Annotated in this window: 4 protein-coding genes; 2 read left to right on the forward strand and 2 right to left on the reverse strand. The window is 67.1% G+C overall.

The features are described 5' to 3' along the window. A partial coding sequence (locus VF662_RS00600) for a bifunctional metallophosphatase/5'-nucleotidase (protein WP_464136440.1) occupies positions 1-666 on the forward strand: 666 nt, incomplete at its 5' end. Between the two features lie 15 nt (positions 667-681). On the opposite strand, the gene VF662_RS00605 is transcribed toward VF662_RS00600, so the two are convergent. Together VF662_RS00605 and VF662_RS00610 are read right to left on the reverse strand one after the other, a co-directional pair. Further along, the gene (locus VF662_RS00605; RefSeq protein WP_464136442.1) at positions 682-1,539 is read right to left on the reverse strand and encodes a cytochrome c4; all 858 of its coding nucleotides are present in this window, start codon (positions 1,537-1,539) and stop codon (positions 682-684) included. A gap of 138 nt (positions 1,540-1,677) precedes the next feature. Beyond that, the gene (locus tag VF662_RS00610; protein WP_464136445.1) at positions 1,678-1,917 is read right to left on the reverse strand and encodes a DUF6894 family protein; all 240 of its coding nucleotides are present in this window, start codon (positions 1,915-1,917) and stop codon (positions 1,678-1,680) included. A 207-nt stretch (positions 1,918-2,124) separates the two neighbouring features. Between VF662_RS00610 and VF662_RS00615 the strand changes: the two genes are divergently transcribed. Then, positions 2,125-3,656, forward strand: a 1,532-nt coding sequence (locus tag VF662_RS00615) for a DUF4153 domain-containing protein (RefSeq protein ID WP_464136448.1), incomplete at its 3' end; no start/stop codon positions are given.

A 3,656-nucleotide genomic window follows, 5' to 3' on the forward strand; every position in this document is an offset into this window, starting at 1 on the left:
GAGCCGGCGGTGGCGGCGCTGGTCGCGCGGTATGTCGCCGCTGCTGCGCCGCTTGCCGACCGGGTCGTCGGCCGGCTCACCGCTCCCGCCACCGAAGCAAGGTCCGCTTCGGGGGAGCGGGTGCTCGGCAACCTTATCGCCGACGCCCAGCTTGCGGCAACGAAGCCCCTGGGGGCGGAGGTCGCCTTCATGAATTCCACGGGCGTTCGAACGGATCTGGTTCCGGGGCCGGACGGAAGCGTCACCTTCGCGCAGCTCTTCGCCGTGCATCCGTTCGGGAACAGCGTCGTCGTCAGGAGCTACACCGGCCGGCAGCTGAAGGCGATCCTGGAGCAGCAGTTCAACAGCGGAACGAACACTGCCGAGAAGCCGATCCTCCTGCTTCCCTCGAGCAATTTCGGGTTCGCCTACGATCTGCGGCGGCCTGCCGGTCAGCGCGTCCTGGATGTGAGGCTGGACGGAAAGCCGATCGAGGACAGCCGCGTCTACCGCGTTGCCGTCAACAGCTTCGTCGCCGGCGGCGGCGACAGCTTCACGCTTTTCACCGAAGGCACGGACCAGGTGGACGGCCCTCAGGATGTCGAAGCGCTGGAGGCCTATATCGCAGCCGCGAACCCGCTTACTCCGCCTCCGGTCGGCCGGCTCCGCAAGCTCGGCGGCGATTGACGCGCGAGCTGGCGATCAGCTCCCGAGCTTTTCCGCCCGCGCGCGCAGATAATCGTGGAGCGCCCTGATCTCGGCGTCGGTGAGGTGGACGAAGTTCTTTTCGGCCACCTCCTTCATCAGGCCGAGCTTCTTGTCCCCGGGCGTTTTCCCCGTGCGCAGGAGCGTCCGGAACTGATCGTAATCATAAGCGCCCGCGATCATCAGGTCCGGCGGGGCCATGCCGAACATCTCCTGGCCGCCAAGCGCGGGGCCGTGGCATTCGGAGCACGCATTGGCAGCGATCCGGCGTCCCGCCGCATGGCGTCGGCCGAGATCGATCGGCGCGGTCGTCAGGAATTCTTCGATGCGGTCGCGAGAGGGTCGGAATTTCCCCGTCGCCACTCCCACCCGTCCGAGAGCGCGGATGTGCGGGCGGTCCGTGTTGCCCGCGGCCCGGGGCTGGCTGCGGATGAACGCGATCAGCGCCGCCACCTCACCGTCGCTTAGCCGCGCATATTCCTGCGAGGGCATGACGAACAAGGCGCGCCCGTCATGCCCGATGCCCTGGCGGATGGCGGCGGCAAGCTGCTGGTCCGACGCCTTCGCCGCAACCTCGGTGAGGTTCGGCGCCGTCACTTTCGCGATGTTGGGCGCGTCGAACATCACCTGCCCCTTGAGACCCCCGCCGTGGCAGGCGACGCAACCGAGGATGCGGGCTTGGCGCGGAGCATCGGCAAGGAGCTGCGGGCTCGGGCGCTCGAGCGTCTCGGCCTTCGCCTCATGGCTGCGGCCGATGACATAGCCGGAGATCGCGAGGACACCGACCAGCGCCGCCACCACCAGCGCGAGGAGGCCGGCAAGGCCGATACCGATCCATTTCGCAATGCGCTTCATCGTCAATCCCCCTGAGATCGACTGCGCGCATATTCAGTGGGAGCTTGCGCTCAACGGGGTTGCTGCGAAGGAGGCGGCGGGAGCGACGAACCTGCGTGGTGCGACGAAAGTGCAGACCCGCCATTGCCGGCTCCGGCGTCAGACGGCGAGGCCGACCACTTCTTCGAATGGCACCGCCCAGATCGGTTCGCCATGCTCGTCCTCCACCTCGAAACGTTGGCCGGGTGCGACCGTACCGCTGCCGAACTGGGTATGGATCACCTCCAGCGCATTGCGCACGCCCTGGTACCAGGCGGCCTCCGCGTCGGGGAGAACGATGCCCTCCGGATCCTGCTTGCGGGAGCTTCCGTCGTCGAAGTGGAAATAGAAGCGAGGCATGCCGGTCAAACGTCGCCTGATCGCGGAGGTTGCGCGGAAAGAGGGTAAGCAAAAGCCTAACCAGCGAACGTTGCAGCGGAGCAACGCCGGGCCTTCGAAAAAGGCCTGCACGGCTTCTGCACAGGATCGCCGCTCCATCGTCACCGGCCTCCCATCAAGGCCTCACTTCCGCCTGCCATCAGCGGCTCCAGCCGAAGGGAGACGAAGATGGAAGCAGTCGAGCAGATCGGGAAAGCGCGGCAGGCACCGGGCCGGTTCACTTTCGTCCAAAAGCCGCTTGCGGCACTGGGCTTCATGGCGCTCGCCGATATCCTCTTCTACTGGGAGCGGATCGGAACCACTCTGGGGTTCTTCTTCCTGTCCCTGCTCGCCTTCGCACTGATCGTGCGGCCCGACATAGTGCGCGATCGCGATGCCCGGGCAGCCGCCGCGGGTGCAGGCGTTTTCGGGCTCGTCGCGGCCTACGATCCGAGCCTGCTGGTCACGGGGCTCTTCCTCGTCATGCTCACCCTGGCGATCCTGCTTCCGCGCACCCGCGGCTTCGACGACGGCTGGCGCTGGGCGCAGCGTCTCGGCTGGCACTGGCTGCGGGCGCCTCTCGCACCCCTCCGCGACTGGTCCCGGGTGCGGGCCGCGGGTGCGCGGCGATCCCTGGGGCTGTGGCGGAATTCGCACGTGCTTGCACTGCCGCTGCTCGGAAGCCTGATCTTCCTCTCGCTGTTCGCCGTCGCCAACCCGCTCATCGGCGGCGCTCTCGCCGGCATCGACCTCAATTCCCTCTTCGGCGGCCTCTACGTCACCCGCATCCTGTTCTGGCTTGTTGTTCTGGCGATCGTCTGGAGCGTGCTTCGGCCAGGGCCCATGCTTCTCCTGGCGGAAAGGGAAGGTTCCGCCGACGTCGCCTTGCCGGGGGTCGGCATGCGGTCGCTGACGCTCTCTTTCCTCGCCTTCAACGCGGTGTTCGCGCTGAACAACGTGCTCGACATCGCCTTCCTCTGGAGCGGCGCGCCGCTGCCTCAGGGGATGACGCTCGCCGCTTATGCGCATCGCGGCGCCTATCCGCTGATCGCGACCGCGCTCCTGGCGGCGCTGTTCGTGCTGGTGACGCTGAGGCCCGGTTCGGAAACGGCGTCCAATCCCCTGATCCGCCGGCTCGTCTACGCCTGGATCGCTCAGAACGTCCTTCTCGTCGCCTCTACGATGCTGAGGACGTTCGACTATATCGAGGCCTATTCGCTCACCCGGCTCCGGATCGCCGCCCTCATCTGGATGGGGCTGGTCGCCATCGGCCTGTTCCTCATCTGCTACCGGATCTGGAAGTCGAAGAGCGGCTCCTGGCTGATCAACGCCAATCTTGCAGCTTCGCTCATCGCCCTCGGCTTCTGCTCGGTGGCGGATCTCGGAAGGATGGCCGCAGCATGGAACGTGCGCCATGCGCGGGAGGCCGGCGGTGCCGGCGCCGATCTGGACACCTGCTATCTTCGGGGGCTCGGCGCCTCGGCGCTGCTGCCGATGATCGAGCTGGAAGGCCGCACCCGGGATCCGGGGTTGAGGCAGCGTATCGGCTGGGCCCGGATCGATACGATGCAGTCGCTCAGGAACTGGCAGGGCAATTGGCGCGGCTGGACGATGCTCGGAGCGCTTCGGCTGCAGGCGGCGGAGGAGGCCGTCGCACGCCGCCGGCTGCCGCCAGCCTACGGCCCGTGGCGCGACTGCGACAAGCCCCTCGATCATCAACC

This window comes from Allosphingosinicella sp., assembly GCF_036387215.1.
Lineage (GTDB): Bacteria > Pseudomonadota > Alphaproteobacteria > Sphingomonadales > Sphingomonadaceae > Allosphingosinicella.